Raw genomic sequence first — 17,962 nt, forward strand, 5'->3', positions numbered from 1 at the left:
CGGTGGGCACGTGCCGGGTCGGGCGAAGGGTCCGCTGGTTGGGCCGCCATGGATGGACGGTAGCGCAGCCACGAGAATGGCCCCCATGCAGACCTGGGCCGAGCGGTTTCCCGAGCTCTTCGCACCGGACCACTGGACCTGGGGTGAGCTCGACGTCCGGTTCTCCACCGAGGAGCCGCCGGACGAGCTGATCAGCAACGTGCACGTGATCGGCCGCACCGACGGCGGGATCGTTGTCTGCGGCAACGACCTGGGCTGGCGCTTCCTGCCCGGCGGCACTCGCGAACCGGACGAGACGATCGAGCAGCTGGTGCAGCGCGAACTGCTCGAGGAGGCCGGCGCCCGGCTGACCGGGCCGCTGACCTGGCTCGGTGCGCACCGCGCCGAGCACCGCCGCCCCGGCCCCTACCGTCCGCACCTCCCGCACCCGATCTCGTACTGGGCCACGGTCGTCGCGGACGTCGTGGTCGACCAGGAGCCGACCAACCCCGAGGACGGCGAACAGGTGGTCGAGGTCCTCGTACTGCCGGCCGAGCAGGCGGTCACCTACTTGGACGCCCAGGCCGACGGCGGGATGATGGGCAGCCAGGTCAGACTGGCTCAGGCAATGGAGCTGGTCTAGCCGATCGCCACGGCAGTACGGCGGCACTGAGCAGGCAGCAACCGCCCGCGATCCACAGCGCATTACGGAGTCCGATCACCGCAGCAAGCACCCCGCCGAGCGCCATGAACGCCGGCTGCACGCACCGCGAGCTGATCGACCACGCACCCACCACGCGCGCCATGTAGCCGTCCTCGGTCACCTCCATCCGGTACGTCGCGAACGACGGGTTGAACGCACCGGCGGCCACCAGCAGCCCGACCTCGGCCGCAGTGATCAGCGCGAACCCACCCCAGCCGTCCGGCGCCAGCGGCATCAGCAGCAGCCACGGGGCCCGGAGTACGCCGAACACGAGCAGCATCCAGTGCAGTCCGTACCGTCGGGTGAGCCGAGGCGCGAACCGTGCGCCCAGGACGCCACCCAGGCAGGACAACCCGAGCGAGAGCCCGTAGTTCCACGGCGGCAGGCCGAGGTCACGCAGCATGAGGACGGTGAGCAGCGGCGACGTCATCATCACCGGTCCGCCGAACAGCTGCGAGTTCCAGAACAGCACGCGCAGTCCGCGATGCCGCAGGATGTAGCGCCACCCGGCGGTGATGTCCGCCTTGCCGTCTCGCCGTACCGGCTCGGGTTCGGGCTGCTGGATCCGCCGGATGCCGAGCGCCGAGCCGAGGAACGACACTGCGTCCACGGCCAACGTGACGGTCGCACCGACCAAGCTGACCAAGGCGCCACCGACCGCCGGTCCGACGCTCAACGTGATCCAGTTGGTCTGTTCGAACCGGCTGTTCGCCTCGGCTCGACCCTCAGGAGGAACAAGTGCCTTGAGGTGCGCACCGCTCGCCGCCTGGAACGCGATCAGCGCCGCCGCCTGGACGACGCCGACCACGCAGAGCTGGGTGTAGGTCAGTACGTCGAACACCGCCGCGACCGGCACCGAGAGCAGGACGACGAACCGGATCAGGTCGGCGGCGATCATCACCGGCCGCTTCCGGCGCTGCTCGATGAAGTCCCCCATCGGCAACGCGATCGCGGCGCCGGCGATCGCGGACAGCGCGGCAAGCATCGAGACCTGGAAGGTGCTGGCATCGAGGGCGAGTACGGCGATCAGCGGCAGCGCGCCGAGGCCGACCGCCGATCCGGCTGCGCTGACGGTGAACGCGACCCACAGCCGCCGGAAGTCTCGACCCAAAGACATCCGGCGATCGTAGGAGCCGGCACCGACAGAATCAGCGGAGGTTCAGGCCACCGTCCAGGAGGACGACTTCGCCGGTCACGTAGGTGTTGTGGACAAGTGCCGAGATCAGGTCCGCGACGTCCGACGGCTGGGCCGCGCGACGCATCGGGCTCGTGGTTTTCCACAGCTCCTGGGCGTCGGTCCAGGACGCGGTGAGCGGGGTGTCGACGAGGCCGGGCGCGACCGCGTTGACGCGCACCGCCGGTCCGAGCGCGGCGGCCAGCAGCTTGGTCATGTGGTTGAGCGCGGCCTTCGAGGCGGCGTACCCGATCGAGCTTCCCTTCGGCCGGACACCGGCATGGCTGGTGACGTTGACGATGCACCCGCCCGACTCCCGGAGCGCGGGCACGGCCGCCGTACACAGCAACCACGGCGCGATCAGGTTGACGTCGAGCAGCCGCCGCCAGTCGTCCGCCGTCAACGCCTCGAGATCCGCGTGCGGCACCGGCCAGCTGATCCCGGCGTTGTTCACCAGTACGTCGAGCCGCCCATACTCGGCCAGCACCCGCGGCACCAACCCCGCCGCCTCGGCGTCATCCGCGAGATCGGCCTGGAAGTAGGACCCGTTCAGCTCGCGCGCCAGCGCCGTACCCACGTCCCGGCTCGACCGTGAGTGCACCGCGACCGTCATCCCGTCCGCGGCCAACCGCTGGGCCGTCGCTGCCCCGATCCCCGAAGCCGACCCCGTCACCAGTGCGACCTTCTGCACTAAGAGCTCCGGTAGCGGAGGCCGTCCATCAACAAGTTGAGGGCGCGGTCCGCCTGGTCGCGGTTCTTCCCGGTGGCCAAGGCGACCCCGCTGATGCTGATCAGTACGTCGTCCGCCGAGACGTCGGAGCGGAGATCGCCGGACGCGGCGCCGGCGTCCAGGAACGGCTTGATCGCGCCGACCAGGAGCTCGAAGCTCTGGGCGTACGGATTGGCGCCGGACGCGATCACCGCGCGCAACGCGTCGGCCATCCCCAGCTTGCGGGTCATGTAGTCGATGTAGCGGTCCATCCAGGCTCGCAGCGCCTCGGCAGGCGGCATCGTGTCGAGCAGCACCGGCGCGGCGTCGCAGATCGCGGCCAGCTCACTCCGGTACGCCGCCTCGATCAGTAGTTCACGGGTCGGGAAGTGCCGGTAGAGGGTGCCGATGCCGACACCGGCGTCCTTCGCGATCCCTTCGAGTGTCGCCTCCAGGCCGCACGTCGAGAACGCGCGGGACGCGGCGGCCAGGATCTGGTCGCGGTTGCGCTGCGCATCCGCCCGCAGCGGACGTTCGCCAGTGCCCATCTCTCCCCCTCCCTCCTGACCCCAGAACCTATCGGACTTGATAACCGGAGGTCCCTCCAGTTAACTGGCATTACCGGAGGTTCCTCCGGTTAAAGCCTAGCTCGCAGAACAGGACCCAACCTGATGAGCCGAATCACCACCCCCTTCACCGCTTCATCCACCGCCGCCGACGTGATCGCCGGCGTGGACCTGTCCGGGCGTCGCGCGGTCGTCACCGGCGGCGCGTCCGGTATCGGCGTGGAGACCGCCCGTGCCCTCGCGTCGGCGGGGGCCGAGGTGACTCTCGCCGTACGCAACACCGCCGCCGGTGAGCGCACCGCGGCCGACATCATCGAGACGACCGGCAACAGCCACGTCTTCGTGGCGCCGCTCGAGCTCGCCGACCGCGCCTCGGTGCGCGCGTTCGCCGAGAACTGGGACGGACCGCTCCACATCCTGGTCAACAACGCCGGCGTGATGGCCGAGCCGCTCAACCGCACACCCGAGGGCTGGGAACACCAGTTCGCCACCAACCACCTCGGCCACTTCGGCCTGGCGACCGGTCTGCACGCGGCACTCGCGCAGGCAGGCAACGCCCGGATCGTGTCGGTCAGCTCGAGTGCCCACAACCGTTCGGACGTCGTCTTCGACGACATCCAGTTCGAGCACCGGCCGTACGACGAGTGGGCGGCGTACGGGCAGTCGAAGACGGCCAACATCCTCTTCGCGGTCGAGGCGGCGAAGCGCTGGGCGAGCGACGGGATCGTCGCCAACGCGCTGATGCCGGGCGGCATCCGGACCGCGCTGCAGCGGCACCTGCCGGAGGAGTTCTTCAAGAACTGGGAGGGCTTCGCCTGGAAGAGCGTCGAACAGGGCGCGTCGACCTCGGTGCTGCTGGCGGCGTCGCCACTGGTCGACGGCGTCACCGGCCGGTACTTCGAGGACAACAACGAGGCGCTGCCGCACGGTGACGACGACTTCAGCGGCGTCTCGGCGTACGCCCTCGATCCGGAGTCGGCCACTCGGTTGTGGGAGCTCTCGGAGAAACTGCTCGCCCAGTAGAGCGAGCCAGTTATCCACAGGTTTGATCAGGTCACCGGCTCGGCTACGGTTCAAAGCTCCGGGCCGGTAACCTGACCGACCGTGAGTGACTTGAGCATCCGGACCATCTCCGCCGACGAGCACGCTGCCTACATTGCGGCGCAACCGGCGGCGAGCTTCCTGCAGACCCCCGGGTGGGCGGCGGTGAAGAGCGAGTGGAAGGCGGAGTCACTCGGCTGGTACGACCCGGCGAACCCGGCAGAGCTGGTCGGCGCCGGTCTGGTGCTGTACCGGCAGATGCCGAAAGTGAAGCGGTACCTGGCCTACCTGCCCGAGGGCCCGGTGATCGACTGGGACGCCGTCGACCTCGGCCGTTACCTGCGCCCGCTCGCGGCGCACCTGCAGGAGCGCGGCGCGTTCGGCATCCGGATGGGTCCGCCGGTGGCGACCCGGCGGTGGGGCGCGAAGACGATCAAGGACGCGATCGCCGGCGGGCAGCAGCCCAAGCTGGGCGACGTCCGGGCCGACGTGATCGAGCCGTCCGGCGAGCTGGTCGCCAAGCAGCTGCGCGCGCTGGGCTGGAAGGCACCGCGCACCGGAGAAGGTTTCGCGGCCGGGCAGCCGCAGTACGTCTTCCAGGTCCCGCTGGCCGGCCGCGGGCAGGACGACCTGCTCAAGGGCATGAACCAGTTGTGGCGGCGCAACATCAAGAAGGCCGACAAGGCCGGCGTCGAGGTGAGCCAGGGTGGCGCCGAGGACCTGAAGGCGTTCCACCAGCTGTACGTCGAGACCGCGCAGCGGGACCATTTCACGCCGCGGCCGCTGCCGTACTTCGAGAAGATGTACGCCGCGATGGCCGACCAGCCGTCCGGCTGTTGTGACTTCCGGATCTACAACGCCTACCACGAAGGCGACCTGGTGGCGTCGACCATCTGGGTCCGGGTTGGCGGTCACTCCTGGTACTCCTACGGTGCCAGCTCGACCGCCAAGCGAGACGTGCGCGGATCGAACGCGATCCAGTGGCGCATGATGACGGACGCGCTCGCGGCGGGCGCGTCCGTGTACGACCTACGGGGCATCACCGACACCTTGGACCCGAACGACCCGCACGTCGGGCTGATCCAGTTCAAGGTCGGCACCGGCGGCGAGGCCGTCGAGTACGTCGGTGAGTGGGATCTGCCGTTGAACAAGGCGCTCTACACCGCATTCGACCTCTACATGAGACGGCGTTGACACCATGCCCCTAGTCCTGCACGTCGATTCCGATCGATGGCGCGAACACCTGCGTTCCACGTGGAACCCCGACATCGTCCCGGTCGCCAAGGGCAACGGGTACGGCTTCGGCAACCACCGGCTGCTGGCCGAGGCGCGCGCCCTCGGCGCCCGCACGGTCGCGGTCGGCACCTACTTCGAGGTCCCGCCGGACCCGCGTGAGGACATCGTCGTGCTGTCGCCGTGGCGGCCGTTCCACGAGATCCCGCAGAGCAAGAACGTGATCCACACGGTCAGCCGGCTGGCCGACCTGGTCTCGATCCCGGCCGGCAGCCGGGTGCTGATCGAGGTGCAGACCTCGATGCGGCGGCACGGGATCGGCGCCCGCGAGCTCCGGCACACGATGCTGCTGAACGCCCTCGACCGGATCCGGTTCGAGGGCTGGTCCCTGCACTTCCCGATGGGCGCCGGCGGCACGTCGGCCAACCTGAGGGAAGCCGCGGAGCTGGGCAAGGCGGCCCTGGCCGTCCGGCGCGGACCGCTCTGGGTGTCGCACGTACCGGCACAGAAGCTCGCCGACATCGGCGAGGACGTGAAGCTGCGGATGGGCACCGGGCTGTGGCTCGGCGACCGCGGCGCGCTGTCGGTGCGGGCGACCGTGCTCGACGTGCACTCGGTCCGGCGCGGCGAGCGGGTCGGCTACCGGCAGCGCCGGGTCAGCGGTGACGGTCACATCCTGGTGGTGTCGGGCGGCACGGCGCACGGCGTCGGGCTGGAGGCGCCGACCGCGGCGGCCACCGTTCGCCAGCGCGCGATCGCGATGGCGAAGGGCAGCCTCGACGCGGCCGGCATGGCGCTGTCGCCGTTCACCATCGAAGGCAAGCAGCGCTGGTTCGCCGAGCCCCCGCACATGCAGGCCAGCATGCTCTTCCTGCCGTCCACCGTGGCTCCCCCCGCGGTCGGCGACGAGGTCGGAGTCGACGTCCGCTACACCACGACCTCCTTCGACAAGGTGTCGATGGACTGAGGCTTAGGCTGTCGACATCATTCCCGGTCGAAGGGGGACGTCGTGCGAAGCTCGGTTCTCGGCAATCTCGACGGCCAGCCGCTGCCCGGCGGCTTCGGGCTGGAGAACAAGAAGATGTTGCGTGTCCAGTTGCCCGACCAGGTGCTCGCGAAGCAAGGCTCGATGGTCGCGTTCCAAGGGCGGATGGACTTCGACTACGAGGGCGCCGGCGGCCTCGGCAAGCTGTTCAAGAAGGTCGCGACAGGTGAGGGCGCGTCGCTGATGCGGGTTCGTGGTGAGGGGCTGCTCTACCTTGCCGACAACGCTGACGATATTCAGCTGTTCTTCCTGGAGGACGAAGGGCTGACCGTCAACGGGCGGAACCTGCTGGCGTTCCAGCCACAGCTCACCTGGGACATCCACCGGGTCCAGGGAGCCGGGATGGCCGCCGGTGGGTTGTTCAACACGACGGTGACGGGGACCGGGTGGGTGGCGGTGACCACGCACGGCACGCCGGTGCTGCTGGACGTCGCCCGCATGCCCACGGCCGCCGACGCGCAGTCGGCGGTTTGCTGGAGCACCGGGCTTCAGGTCGGGGTCAATCGGACCATGAAGGCGGGGGCCTTGATCGGACGGGGCAGCGGGGAGGCCGTGCAGCTGGCCTTCACGGGGCAGGGGTTCGTGCTGGTACAGGCCAGCGAAGGCGCCCCCATAGTCACCACGTCATGACGGCCGGCTGACCGAGTGCAAGGACTTTTGCCGCCGGCAAACGCTCGCCGACGGCACGGTCCGCACTGACGGCGAGACGCCCTCAGGCGGGCGAAGCCAGGTCGATGATGGTGCCGTCGGGGCAGCGGAGGTAGGAGGTGACCTGCCCCCACGGCGACTTCCCCGGCTCTTTCAACGGCTCGGCGCCGGCCTCGACGGCCTTCTGGAAGGCGGCGTCGACGTCCTCGGTGGTCAGCGACAGCTCGAAGGCGACGGCACCGGGCTTGCCGATGGTGGGCAGATGGCTCTGCCCGAGTTCGTACGTCGCGAAGTGCACCTGAGTGCCACCGGCGTCCACCATGCCGGCGCCGTTGTCCCAGTACGTCCCCTTGAACCCGAACGCCCGCTCGAAGAACTCGATCGAGGCCTTGGCGTCCTCGACGTACACGATGGTCTTGGCGAACTTCATCACTCGTCTCCCGGTTCGACTCAGCGGCGGGACCTTCCCGCCACCCAGCCTGACGTGTCCGGGCCCGGAAGTGTGACAGGTTGACTTCAGGTGGACCTGAAGTTTCAGCCTGGGAGCATGAGCTTTCTGGAACGGATCGAGGAGCGTCCTGGCGCAGCGGAGCTCCGGGCGGAGTCGTACCGGTTGCTGGACCTGGCCGGCGGCGGCACCTGCGTCGACGTCGGCTGCGGCGCCGGTCACGCGGTCGCCGACCTGACCGCGGCCGGGCTGAAGGTGATCGGGGTGGACGCGGACCCGGCGGCGATCGATGCCGCCCGGACCCGGGTGCCGGAGGCGATGTTTCACGTGGCACATTCCGACGACCTGCCGCTGGAAGACGCGTCGGTGGACGGCTACCGCGCGGTCCGGCTCTTCCACCTGCTGGAGGACCCGGTCCCGACGGTGGCCGAGGCTCGGCGGGTGATCCGCCCGGGCGGGCACATCGTGCTCGGCGGCCAGGACTACGGCTTCCTGCTGATCGACAGCGCCGACCAGGATCTGACCGACGTCGTCCTGCTCGGCCTGGAGTCACGGTCCGTCGCGCCGCGGGCGGCTCGCAGCCTGCGCGACCTGTTGCTGGACGCCGGGTTCCGAGGGGTCGAGGTCGTCGTCCACACCGAGGTGGTCACCGACCACGGGTTGCTGGCCGGCCAACTGGAGGCGGCCGCGGCCGCCGCGGTCGAGAAGGCGCTGATCACCCAGCAGGACGCGGACGGCTGGCTGGCCGAGCAGGCGGATCGAGGCCGGCGTGACCGCTTCCTCGCTGTACTGCCAGTGTTACTTGTCGGTGGCCGCCGTTAGCGTGCGAAGAATGATTCCACTCAAAGGCGTGGTGCTGGACGCACCGGATCCGCGGCAGCTCGCGCGGTTCTACTGCGAGTTGCTCGGCTGGCGGCTCGGTGACGACGACGAGACGTGGGCTACCGCGATCGGCCCGAGCGACACGAAGCTGTCGTTCCAGCTGGAGCCGAACTACCGGCCGCCGACCTGGCCGAGCGAGACCGAGAAGCAGCAGATGCAGCTGCACCTCGATCTCCAGGTGGACGACCTGGAGGCCGCGCACGAGCGCGCGACCTCCTTGGGCGCCCGGCTGCAGGACTTCCAGCCGCAGCCCGACGTCCGGGTGTACGCCGACCCGGTCGGCCACATCTTCTGCTTCTTCGTCTAACGCTGCTTGAGGTGGCCCTTCCACCACACGGTCGGAAGGAGGGCGGCGTGGTCGACGCGGTCCTTGTTGGCCGCGACGATGTCGAACATCGAGTCGATCAGCGTGTCGGACAGCAGGTGCGGCTGGAGGCCGAGGCCGACCAGACCGGTGTGCTTCACGTTGTAGTAGTGCTCGGCCTGCTCCACCCGCGGGTTCTCCAGGTGCTCGACCTGGACCGGGCCGGGGAAGCACTCCGCGACCTTGTCGGCGAGCTGGGCGACCGAGTAGCTCTCGGTCATCTGGTTGAAGACCCGGAACTCGCCGGCGTCGGCGGGGTTCTCGACCGCGAGCCGGATGCACTCGACGGTGTCCCGGATGTCCAGGAAACCGCGGGTCTGGCCGCCGCTGCCGTAGACGGTCAGCGGCTCACCGAGCACGGCCTGGATGACGAAGCGGTTGAGCACGGTGCCGAACACCGCGTCGTAGTCGAACCGGGTCGCCAGCCGCGGGTCCTGCACGGTCTGCTCGGTCTGCTGGCCGTAGACGACGCCCTGGTTCAGGTCGGTGACGCGCATCCCCCAGATCCGGCAGCCGAACTCCAGGTTGTGCGAGTCGTGCACCTTGCTCAGGTGGTAGAACGACCCCGGTTTCTTCGGGTAGAGCATCCGGTCCTTGCGCCCGTTGTGCTCGACCTCCAGCCAGCCTTCCTCGATGTCGATGTTCGGCGTGCCGTACTCGCCCATCGTGCCGAGCTTGACCAGGTGGATGTCCGGGTTGGTCTCGGCCACGGCGTACATCAGGTTCAGCGTGCCGACCACGTTGTTGTGCTGGGTGTAGACGGCGTGCGCGCGGTCGATCATCGAGTACGGCGCCGCCCGCTGCTCGGCGAAGTGCACGATCGCGTCGGGCTCGAACTCGCGCACCACCTGGTAGACGAAGTCGGCGTCGAGCAGGTCACCGGTGTACGCCGCGATCCGCCGGCCGGACACCTCTTCCCAGGCCGCCACCCGGGTGTCGAGGTCCTGGATCGGGACCAGGCTCTGCACCCCCAGCTCCTGGTCGTAGCCCCGGCGGGCGAAGTTGTCGAGGACGGCCGTGTCGTGGCCGCGGTCTGACAGATGCAGCGCTGTCGGCCACCCTAGGTAACCGTCACCGCCCAGGACGAGTACTCGCACGGCTCGGCCGCCTTCCTTGAGGGATGTTGGCTTTTCACTGTCCTTCCTATCCCGAGTACCCGCTCCCCTAACGTGATCGGGCCCACTAGGAAGCTGGCAATTGGCTATGAATTCGCAAGCGGAGGACGGTATTGGGTGCGGGGGTGCACAATAGGGCCAATGCGTACGTTGACCAAGGTAATCAGCGGATTCGGGATCGGCCGGACCCGTTTGTTGCTGTGGGCGAAGTACTCGGCGGCCTCGGTAGTCGCCACCGTGATCAGCCAGGCGGCGTTCGCGCTCTGTTACTGGTTCGGCACGGCGCCGCTGATCGCGACGCTGGTCGCCTGGGTGACGGGCACGGTGCCGAGCTACCTGATCAACCGGCACTGGACCTGGGGGCACCGGAACCCGAGCGGTCGCGAGCTGTTGCCGTACGCAATCATCTCGGTGGTGTCCGCCGTCCTCGCGGCGATCGTCACCACGGTCACCGACAACCTGGTCCAGGACCGGATCGCCTCGCACGCCTGGCAGACCGTCCTGGTCAGCGGCTCCTACCTGGCCACCTACGGTGTGCTGTTCATCCTGAAGTTCGTGCTGTTCGATCGCTACGTGTTCGCCAAGAAGCCTGCGCCGGCGTCCGCCGACCCCGCCGAACCACGTACTCCCGTAGCCACGTAGTCGTCATCACCCGCGCGTAGTTCGCGCCGTACACCAGGCCCGGGCCCTTCTTGCTGGTCCCGTCGCCGCGGCGCCGCATCGTCATCGGCAGCTCGACCACGCGCGCGCCGAGAGCGAGTGCCCCGAGCAACAACTCCGACGACTGGTACTGCGGCTCGCGCAACGTCACCGCGGTCGCCAGCTCGGCCCGCATCGCCCGGAAGCCGAACGAGGTGTCGGTCAGCTTCCGCCGGGTCAGAATCGACGCCAGTACGGCGAAAACCCGCACCCCGACCCAGCGCAGCCGGCTGTCCGCGTCCTCGGCCCCGAGCCGGCGCGACCCAGTGACGAAGTCGGCCCGGTCATCCAGGATCGGCTGCAGCAGCACGTCGAGCTCGTCGTTGTCGTACTGCCCGTCGGCGTCGGTCGTCACGACGTACTGCGCTCCGCCCGCAGCGGCCAGGTGGTAGCCGAGCCGGAGCGCGGCGCCCTGCCCACGGTTGCTGGGGGCAACGCACACGTAGGCGCCCTGCCGGCCGGCGACGTGGGCGGTGTCGTCGGTCGCGCCGTCGACCACGACGAGTACGTCGACCGGAAGACCGGCGCAGGTGCGCGGCATGTTCGTCAGCACCGGTCCGATCCCGCCCGCCTCGTTGTACGCGGCAATGACCACGACGATCGGCGCGAAGGACGGTTTCCCGAAGTCCTTCACCGCGAGGGAATCCACGTCGTCCGGGTAGTCCGCCATCGCGGGGCGCGCCTGGTCCTTGCCGAGCAGTGCACGCAAACCGATCGCTCCTGCCAGCGGGAAGAGCACCAGACCGGGCAGCTGGTAGCGCCAGGAGAACTCGAAGGCCGCCGAACCCAGCAGCAGGATCACACCGGCGGCCGCAGGCAGCAGCGCGGCAGACCGGAGACCGGACGTCTTGGCACGGCCCAGACCGGCCACTGCGGCCAGGGCGATCAGCACGCAGATCCCCAGCAGGGTTCCGGAGGTGTAGCCGCCGTTCAGCTGGTAGGCGCGCAGGATCACGGCCGGCACATGCGCCACGTGCGGCTCCGACCCGCCCCACTTCTCCGCAGCCTTGGCGGTGTTCGGGTCCTGCAGGTTCGGGTAGGTGGTCTGGAACTGCCAGCGCTCCAGCGGCACGTCGTCGGGCGACGTGGTCCGGGTCGGCGCGAAACCCTTGGCGAAGTCCTTCAGCGCGGCCCAGGTGACGTCCAGCGGCTGGTGCCGGATGACCAGCCGGGCGAACTCCGTGGCCAGCTCCTGCTTGGTGGTGCCGGGCGGGAGCGGGCCAGGCCAGTTGGGGTCGCCGTAGTGGTTGTGCGCGTACTTGTCGACGCCGAGACGCTCGCCGAGCGGCTCCTTGGGGCAGAACAGCCTGGTGCCCTCGTTCAGCGGCAACTTCGAGCAGTCGGCGACCACAGCGGTCCGGCCGTACAGCACCTGGTTCTCGGCGCCGGTGAATCCCCAGCGCCCGGTCTCGGCGTGGAAGTAGACCGCATAGGCGCCGAACACCACCGCGAATCCGGCTATCGCTGCCGCCGTACGCCGTACCAGCTCGAGCCGGCGGCGACGCCAGGCACTGCCGACGACGACCAGGTAGAGGACAACTGCGACGAGCAGGGTCAGGCCGATGGTGCGGACCGCGAAGGCGGCGCCGAGGAGCAGACCGGCCGCCAGCGCACGCTTCCAGCCAGGGATCCCCCAACCCAGGAGCAGCCACAGGACTGCGACGAGCAGTACGTCGAAGGTGGTCTCGGCCATGATGTTCTGCTCGATCTGCACCTGGTAGGCGTCGAGCAGGATGGGTGCGGCCGCCAGTGCGGCCAGCCAGCGGTAGACGTTGAGCCGGCGGGCCAGCGCGTAGATGGCGACGCCCAGCAGCAGCCCGACCGCGTGCTGCACGATGACGACGAGGGTGAGACCGCCCAGGCTCACCAAGGGCCGCAGTGGGAACTCGTAGCCGATCGGGTTGAGCTGGTTGGGGCTCAGCGCCGCCATGTTGTTGAGGTACTGAACCGAGTCCGTGTAGATGATCGCCGGGCGGTAGGCGATGGTGGCGAGGACACGCAGCACGGTGCCCGCCAGCAGGAAGACAGCGAGCAGCCAGTGCGTCCTGAGGACGCGCCTCACTTTGACTGGAAGTACTGCCACGTGCGGGCGAGCCCGTCTTCCAGCGACACCGCCGGCTCGTAGCCGAGGTCGTTCGTGATGTCGACGACCACCGCCGGCATCTCACCGGCCGGTGCCTCGATGTGCTCGGCCGGGACCGGGCGGCCGGTGACCACGCGAACCGCCTCGACCATCTCCAGCACCGACACGGACCGACCGGATCCGAGGATCGCGCGGCCGTCGTACGCCTTGTCCAGGGCGAGCATGATGCCGGCGACCACGTCGTCGATGTAGACCAGGTCGCGGCGCTGCTTGCCGTCGCCGTAGATCCGGACGCCTTCGCCCCTGAGGGCGGCCTTCATCATCCGCGGCACGAAGCTGTCCTTGTGCGACATGCCCGGCCCGTACACGTTGGTGAACCGCAGCGCGGCAGTCGCGAGGCCGTAGCTGCCCGAGTACGCCGAGAGCAGCATCTCGCAGGCCGCCTTGGTCGCGCCGTACGGCGTGAGCGGCCGGAGCGGGAGGTTTGCGGTGATGGTCGCCGTACCGACGTCGCCGACGACGGCGTTGGTCGACGCGAGGATGAAGCGGTCCACCCCGCTGCCGCGGGACAGCTCCAGGAGAACCTGGGTGATCGTGACGTTCTGGGCGAAGGTCTGCATGGGGGCGTCGACCGAGCGCAGCACCGAGGTCAGCGCGGCCAGGTGGACCACGGCGCTCGGCCGGGTCTCGAAGGCGGCGATGCAGACCTCCTGGTCGGCCAGGTCGCCGGTCACCACGTGGACGCCCTCGTCCCACGACGGGTCCGGCGGCTCACGATCCACCGCTGTCACCGGGACTCCGCGCTGTCGCAGGCCGGCCACCACGGCCCGCCCGATGAATCCGGCCGCCCCGGTCACCAGCACACGTTCGTCCATGGCTTCAACCTACCGCTGGAGTGCCAATCCCCGACTAGCCATCGACAGTGCGCTACGAACTATTGACCAGGGGTGACGAAGCTGGGCAGGATCACCCCGGGCGCGGGCTGACAACCTTGTCATCGGGGCCGCGCAACCCACACCGGGGGACGGGGTGAGACCCGTTGCGCCGGTCCGGCCGTGCAAGGAGCGTGGATGAATCTCCGCCGCCCACTGGGGCTCGTCGCGTCTCTGGGACTCGTTGTGACAATGTCGACTGCCATGACGCCAGCGAATGCCGTCTCGACCACGTCGGAGGACCAGCCGGTGGCCACCGGGTCCTCCTTCTTCACCTCGTTCGAGCCGGGTCAGCCACAGCCCGGCTACACCGACACGGTCGAGACCGGGCCGGACGGGAAGCCGCGCACCGACGGTGTCCGCGGCCCGACGCCGACCGGGATCGGCGGCAGCGAGATGGACAAGGTCACCAAGGTGACCGCGAACGGCGAGAACACCGGAGGCGGTGAGATCGCCACCAACGCCGCCGACGGGGACAAGTTCACCAAGTGGCTGGTGTTCGAGCCGACCGGCTGGCTGGTCTACCAGACCTCGGCCCCGGTGGTGATCCGCAAGTACGCGCTGACCTCGGCCAACGACGCCGACGGCCGCGACCCGCAGAACTGGACCGTCTCCGGCTCCAACGACGCGACCACCTGGACCACGCTGGACACCCGGACCGGCGAGAGCTTCGAGAACCGGTTCCAGACCAAGGAGTACAGCTTCTCGAACGAGACGCCGTACGCCTACTTCAAGCTGGACATCACGCTGAACCACGGCGAGAACATCGTCCAGCTCGCCGACTGGTACCTCTCGAACGGCGCCCCGCTGCCGCCGCCCGGCCCGGTCGTCGAGTCCCGGCTGGACTCCGGCCCGACCAGCGCCTACAACGCCCGCGCCCGGGTCGGCTACACCGGCGTCAAGTCGTTCCGGTACGCCGGCCACCAGACCGCCGAGGGGCGTGGCTACAGCTGGAACCGGATCGCCGACGTCGACCTGAAGGTCGGCAAGGACACCCGGCTGTCGTACCGGATCTTCCCCGAGCACACCGAGGGCGACCTGAGCTACCCGAGCACGTTCGCCGCGCTCGACCTGGCGTTCTCGGACGGCACCTACCTGAGCGACCTGAAGGCTCGCGACCACCACGGTTTCGAGCTCAGCCCGCGCGGTCAGGGTGACGCGAAGGGCCTGTCCACGAACCAGTGGAACAACGTCGAGGCGGACCTCGGCAAGGTCGCCGCCGGCAAGACGGTGACCCGGATCCTGGTCGGCTACGACAAGCCGTCCGGCCCGGCCGAGTTCCGCGGCTGGATCGACGACATCCGGATCGCCGCCGCGATCAACCCGGACCGGGCCGCCCAGAAGACCGCGGCCAAGCACCCGTCGGACCTGGCGATCACCACCCGCGGGACCAACTCGACCGGTGGGTTCTCGCGCGGCAACAACTTCCCGGCGACCGCCGTACCGCACGGCTTCAACTTCTGGACGCCGGTGACGAACGCGGGCTCGACGTCCTGGCTGTACGACTACGCCAAGGGCAACAACGAGGCCAACAAGGCGACCATCCAGGCGCTGTCGATCAGCCACGAGCCGAGCCCGTGGATGGGTGACCGGCAGACGTTCCAGGTGATGCCGTCGACGGCCGCGAGCCCGACCGCGGACCGGAAGGCGCGGGCCTGGTCGTTCAGCCACGACAACGAGATCGCGCGGCCGTATTACTACGGCGTCACCTTCGACAACGGCAACGCCGCCGAGATCGCGCCGACCGACCACGCGGCGCTGCTGCGGTTCTCGTTCCCGGCCGGCAAGGCGTCGCTGGTGTTCGACAACGTCAACAACAACGGCGGCCTGACGCTGGACCCGGAGACCGGGGTCGTCACCGGCTTCAGCGACGTCAAGAGCGGCCTGTCCACCGGCGCCGGACGGCTGTTCGTGTACGGCGTCGTCGACCAGAAGGTGGTTGCCTCCGGCAAACTGTCGAACGGCGGCGGCGCGAACGTCGGCGGCTACTTCGGCTTCGACCCGAAGGTCACCCAGGTCCAGCTCCGGATCGCGACCTCATTGATCGGCACCGAGCAGGCGCGCCGGAACCTGGAGCTCGAGCTGCCGGCCGGGTCGAAGTTCGGCCAGGTCAAGGACGACGCCCATGCCCAGTGGGACGCGAAGCTGCGCGTTGTCGAGGTCGAGGGCGCGACCGCCGACCAGCTGACCACCCTCTACTCGAACCTCTACCGGCTGTTCCTCTACCCGAACAACGGCTCGGAGAACACCGGCACCCGCAAGGACCCGGTGATCAAGTACGCATCGCCGACCTCGCCGAAGGTGGGCACCGACACCCCGACCACGACCGGCTCGAAGATCGTGGCTGGCCAGACGTACGTCAACAACGGCTTCTGGGACACCTACCGGACGGTGTGGCCGGCGTACTCGCTGTTCGCCCAGGACTCCGCGGCCGACCTGGTCAACGGGTTCGTCCAGCAGTACAAGGACGGCGGCTGGATCTCCCGGTGGTCGTCCCCGGGCTACGCGAACCTGATGGTCGGCACCAGCTCCGACGTCGCCTTCGCCGACGCCTACCTGAAGGGCATCAAGGGGATCGACGTCCAGGCCGCGTACGACGCCGCGCTCAAGAACGCCGCCGCCGTGCCGCCGTCGCAGAACGTCGGCCGCAAGGGCCTGGACCTGTCCACCTTCAACGGCTACACGGCCAACACCACCGGTGAGGGCTTCAGCTGGTCGATGGACGGCTACATCAACGACTTCGGCATCGCGAACATGTCGAAGCGGCTCTACGACACCGCGAAGAAGAACGACCCGCGCAAGCAGGAGTACCTGGACAACTACAAGTACTACCTGAACCGGGCCCGCAACTACGTGACCCTGTTCGACCCGGCGCTCGGCTTCTTCCAGGGCAAGGGGCCGGACGGTGTCTGGGGCAGCTCGCCGAGCACCTTCGACCCGCGCGACTGGGGTCACGACTACACCGAGACGAACGCCTGGAACATGGCGTTCTCGACCCCGCAGGACGGCGCCGGCCTGGCCGCGATCTACGGCGGCCGCGACGGGCTGGCGAAGAAGCTCGACGAGTTCTTCAGCACGCCGGAGGACGCGCTGCACACCGGCGGGTACGGCGGCACCATCCACGAGATGCTCGAGGCCCGCGACGTACGGATGGGTCAGTACGGGCACAGCAACCAGCCGTCGCACCACATCGCGTACATGTACGACTTCGCGGGTCAGCCGTGGAAGACGCAGGAGAAGGTGCGCGAGGTGCTGTCCCGGCTGTACCTGGGGTCCGAGATCGGGCAGGGGTACCCGGGTGACGAGGACAACGGGGAGATGTCCGCGTGGTACCTGTTCAGCATGCTCGGGTTCTACCCGCTGCAGGTGGGCGCTCCGTCGTACGCGATCGGGTCGCCGCTGTTCACCAAGGCGACGGTGCGGCTGGCGAACGGCAAGAAGCTGGTGGTCAGCGCACCGGGCAACGACGCGCGCAACATCTACGTGAAGAGCGTCCGGGTGAACGGCAAGAAGTGGACCTCGACCGCGCTGCCGCACGAGCTGATCGCGAACGGCGGCAAGATCGAGTTCGAGATGACCGACCAGCCGTCGAAGTGGGGCACCGGCCGCAACGACGCGCCGCCGTCGATCACCACCCCGGGCGAGGACCCGAAGACGTGGCAGGACTCCACGTCGGACGAGGGCGCCGTGGTCGGCGCCGGCGGTCTGGACGTGACCGCGCTGACCGACGACGACGCCAAGACCCAGGTCACGCTGACCGGCGCGAACCCGACGATCACGGTGGCGCTGCCGCAGGGTCGCCCGGTCGGGATGTACACGCTGACCAGCGGCGCCACGGGTGCTGCGCCGTCAGGCTGGGTCCTGGAGGGTTCGAACGACGGTACGACGTGGTCGCCGGTGGATCGCCGTACCGGGGAGAAGTGGGCGTGGGCGTCGTACACGCGGTCCTTCTCGATCGCCTCGCCGAAGGCCTACACGCAGTACCGGCTGGTGCTGACGGCCGCGGGCGCGGACGGCGTCACGTTGTCCGAGTTCGAGCTGCTCGGGACGCTGAGGGGTGTCGAGCCCGGGACGCACCCGAGCGACAAGCGGGCCGCCGCGACCAAGCCCAGCCCGACCCCGTCTGAGTCGATTGACCGGAACTACGGGTAAAACCCAGCGGGGCGGCGGCTGGTGCCGCCGCCCCTGCTGGACGATCTTCCGGCGGAGCCTGCCCCTGAAAGGTTCCGCCGGACGAGTGAGGAGGGGTGGCGGTCCCCGCCCGGACTGCCACCCCTTCATCCCTAACGACGTGCGAGCCGTCCGTAGGGTTGCCTTGGGCCCAAAATGTCCACATGCCGG

At 69.0% G+C, this 17,962-nt stretch carries 16 protein-coding genes; 9 read left to right on the forward strand and 7 right to left on the reverse strand.

Annotated elements, in window-relative coordinates; genetic code table 11:
- Positions 1-85 precede the first annotated feature (85 nt).
- Positions 86-622, forward strand: a complete 537-nt coding sequence (locus ACWCOV_RS27280; RefSeq protein ID WP_449832155.1) for an NUDIX domain-containing protein — start codon at positions 86-88, stop codon at positions 620-622.
- On the opposite strand, the gene ACWCOV_RS27285 is transcribed toward ACWCOV_RS27280, so the two are convergent.
- From ACWCOV_RS27285 to ACWCOV_RS27295, 3 genes are read right to left on the reverse strand one after another with little or no spacing between them, the layout of a single operon-like run.
- Positions 591-1,799 (reverse strand): MFS transporter, encoded by a 1,209-nt coding sequence (locus ACWCOV_RS27285; RefSeq protein ID WP_449832156.1) that lies wholly within the window; start codon positions 1,797-1,799, stop codon positions 591-593. The two genes, ACWCOV_RS27280 and ACWCOV_RS27285, sit on opposite strands and share 32 nt — an antisense overlap.
- Before the next feature lie 31 nt (positions 1,800-1,830).
- Positions 1,831-2,547, reverse strand: a complete 717-nt coding sequence (locus ACWCOV_RS27290; RefSeq protein ID WP_449832157.1) for an SDR family NAD(P)-dependent oxidoreductase — start codon at positions 2,545-2,547, stop codon at positions 1,831-1,833.
- Entirely contained in the window at positions 2,547-3,113 is a 567-nt protein-coding gene (locus tag ACWCOV_RS27295; RefSeq protein ID WP_449832158.1) for a TetR/AcrR family transcriptional regulator, read from the reverse strand. The genes ACWCOV_RS27290 and ACWCOV_RS27295 overlap by 1 nt, the downstream gene beginning before the upstream one ends.
- Before the next feature lie 123 nt (positions 3,114-3,236).
- On the opposite strand from ACWCOV_RS27295, the gene ACWCOV_RS27300 reads away from it, so the two are divergent.
- From ACWCOV_RS27300 to ACWCOV_RS27315, 4 genes are all read left to right on the forward strand, one after another.
- Positions 3,237-4,154: an SDR family NAD(P)-dependent oxidoreductase gene (locus ACWCOV_RS27300; protein WP_449832159.1), complete on the forward strand. Its 918-nt coding sequence runs from the start codon at positions 3,237-3,239 to the stop codon at positions 4,152-4,154.
- Between the two features lie 81 nt (positions 4,155-4,235).
- On the forward strand, positions 4,236-5,366 hold the full coding sequence (locus ACWCOV_RS27305; RefSeq protein ID WP_449832160.1) for a lipid II:glycine glycyltransferase FemX: 1,131 nt from the start codon (positions 4,236-4,238) through the stop codon (positions 5,364-5,366).
- A 4-nt stretch (positions 5,367-5,370) separates the two neighbouring features.
- Positions 5,371-6,372 (forward strand): alanine racemase, encoded by a 1,002-nt coding sequence (locus ACWCOV_RS27310; protein ID WP_449832161.1) that lies wholly within the window; start codon positions 5,371-5,373, stop codon positions 6,370-6,372.
- Between the two features lie 42 nt (positions 6,373-6,414).
- Positions 6,415-7,080: an AIM24 family protein gene (locus ACWCOV_RS27315; RefSeq protein ID WP_449832162.1), complete on the forward strand. Its 666-nt coding sequence runs from the start codon at positions 6,415-6,417 to the stop codon at positions 7,078-7,080.
- A gap of 82 nt (positions 7,081-7,162) precedes the next feature.
- Here ACWCOV_RS27315 and ACWCOV_RS27320 read toward each other — a convergent pair whose 3' ends face one another.
- A complete protein-coding gene (locus tag ACWCOV_RS27320; protein WP_449832163.1) occupies positions 7,163-7,528 on the reverse strand; it encodes a VOC family protein in 366 nt (121 codons plus the stop codon).
- A gap of 117 nt (positions 7,529-7,645) precedes the next feature.
- Between ACWCOV_RS27320 and ACWCOV_RS27325 the strand changes: the two genes are divergently transcribed.
- Positions 7,646-8,368 (forward strand): methyltransferase domain-containing protein, encoded by a 723-nt coding sequence (locus ACWCOV_RS27325; protein ID WP_449832164.1) that lies wholly within the window; start codon positions 7,646-7,648, stop codon positions 8,366-8,368.
- A 10-nt stretch (positions 8,369-8,378) separates the two neighbouring features.
- Entirely contained in the window at positions 8,379-8,735 is a 357-nt protein-coding gene (locus tag ACWCOV_RS27330; protein WP_449832165.1) for a VOC family protein, read from the forward strand.
- Here the strand turns inward: ACWCOV_RS27330 and ACWCOV_RS27335 are convergent.
- Entirely contained in the window at positions 8,732-9,889 is a 1,158-nt protein-coding gene (locus ACWCOV_RS27335) for an NAD-dependent epimerase/dehydratase family protein (RefSeq protein ID WP_449832166.1), read from the reverse strand. The two genes, ACWCOV_RS27330 and ACWCOV_RS27335, sit on opposite strands and share 4 nt — an antisense overlap.
- A 159-nt stretch (positions 9,890-10,048) precedes the next feature.
- Here ACWCOV_RS27335 and ACWCOV_RS27340 point away from each other — a divergent pair, with 159 nt between their 5' ends.
- Entirely contained in the window at positions 10,049-10,549 is a 501-nt protein-coding gene (locus tag ACWCOV_RS27340; RefSeq protein WP_449832167.1) for a GtrA family protein, read from the forward strand.
- Here the strand turns inward: ACWCOV_RS27340 and ACWCOV_RS27345 are convergent.
- Positions 10,449-12,668 carry a glycosyltransferase family 2 protein gene (locus ACWCOV_RS27345; RefSeq protein ID WP_449832168.1) on the reverse strand — a complete coding sequence of 740 codons (2,220 nt, stop codon included), beginning with the start codon at positions 12,666-12,668 and terminating at the stop codon, positions 10,449-10,451. The two genes, ACWCOV_RS27340 and ACWCOV_RS27345, sit on opposite strands and share 101 nt — an antisense overlap.
- Positions 12,665-13,564: an NAD-dependent epimerase/dehydratase family protein gene (locus ACWCOV_RS27350; protein ID WP_449832169.1), complete on the reverse strand. Its 900-nt coding sequence runs from the start codon at positions 13,562-13,564 to the stop codon at positions 12,665-12,667. Before ACWCOV_RS27350 ends, ACWCOV_RS27345 begins: the two co-directional genes overlap by 4 nt.
- 261 nt (positions 13,565-13,825) lie before the next feature.
- Here ACWCOV_RS27350 and ACWCOV_RS27355 point away from each other — a divergent pair, with 261 nt between their 5' ends.
- Complete coding sequence (locus tag ACWCOV_RS27355) at positions 13,826-17,773, forward strand: GH92 family glycosyl hydrolase (RefSeq protein ID WP_449832170.1); 3,948 nt, start codon at positions 13,826-13,828, stop codon at positions 17,771-17,773.
- The last annotated feature ends 189 nt before the right edge of the window (positions 17,774-17,962 follow it).

The sequence above is a fragment of the Kribbella sp. NPDC002412 genome (genome assembly GCF_053592935.1).

Excerpts from the sequence above, each read along its gene's own strand:
- ACWCOV_RS27325 (WP_449832164.1), top strand. The coding sequence starts at position 7,646 with ATGAGCTTTCTGGAACGGATCGAGGAGCGTCCTGGCGCAGCGGAGCTC.
- ACWCOV_RS27350 (WP_449832169.1), bottom strand. The coding sequence starts at position 13,564 with ATGGACGAACGTGTGCTGGTGACCGGGGCGGCCGGATTCATCGGGCGG.
- ACWCOV_RS27280 (WP_449832155.1), top strand. The coding sequence starts at position 86 with ATGCAGACCTGGGCCGAGCGGTTTCCCGAGCTCTTCGCACCGGACCAC.
- ACWCOV_RS27330 (WP_449832165.1), top strand. The coding sequence starts at position 8,379 with ATGATTCCACTCAAAGGCGTGGTGCTGGACGCACCGGATCCGCGGCAG.
- ACWCOV_RS27355 (WP_449832170.1), top strand. The coding sequence starts at position 13,826 with ATGACGCCAGCGAATGCCGTCTCGACCACGTCGGAGGACCAGCCGGTG.
- ACWCOV_RS27310 (WP_449832161.1), top strand. The coding sequence starts at position 5,371 with ATGCCCCTAGTCCTGCACGTCGATTCCGATCGATGGCGCGAACACCTG.
- ACWCOV_RS27295 (WP_449832158.1), bottom strand. The coding sequence starts at position 3,113 with ATGGGCACTGGCGAACGTCCGCTGCGGGCGGATGCGCAGCGCAACCGC.
- ACWCOV_RS27285 (WP_449832156.1), bottom strand. The coding sequence starts at position 1,799 with ATGTCTTTGGGTCGAGACTTCCGGCGGCTGTGGGTCGCGTTCACCGTC.
- ACWCOV_RS27320 (WP_449832163.1), bottom strand. The coding sequence starts at position 7,528 with ATGAAGTTCGCCAAGACCATCGTGTACGTCGAGGACGCCAAGGCCTCG.
- ACWCOV_RS27300 (WP_449832159.1), top strand. The coding sequence starts at position 3,237 with ATGAGCCGAATCACCACCCCCTTCACCGCTTCATCCACCGCCGCCGAC.
- ACWCOV_RS27340 (WP_449832167.1), top strand. The coding sequence starts at position 10,049 with ATGCGTACGTTGACCAAGGTAATCAGCGGATTCGGGATCGGCCGGACC.